General features: G+C 73.5%; 1 protein-coding gene. It reads right to left on the bottom strand.

The genetic code is table 11. The features are described 5' to 3' along the window. A partial coding sequence (locus tag IH44_RS42230; protein WP_035958704.1) for a hypothetical protein occupies positions 1-215 on the bottom strand: 215 nt, incomplete at both ends.

Raw genomic sequence — 215 nt, forward strand, 5'->3', positions numbered from 1 at the left:
GGCCCGCAGGTCGGTGATCTTCCCGGTGGACTGGCCGGAGCAGACGCCGCCGACGTAGCCGACCCCGTCCTGCATGCCCAGCCCGTACGGGCGCCAGTCCTCGGCCGACGGGCAGTCGGCGGCGGGGATGGCGTACACGGCCTTGGGCGCGGACGCGGTCGGCGCGGTGGCGTCGTACCGGTACAGCCTGCGGTCGTGCAGGTTGACCACGTACA

It is taken from the genome of Kitasatospora sp. NRRL B-11411, from assembly GCF_000721345.1.
Lineage (GTDB): Bacteria > Actinomycetota > Actinomycetes > Streptomycetales > Streptomycetaceae > Kitasatospora > Kitasatospora cineracea.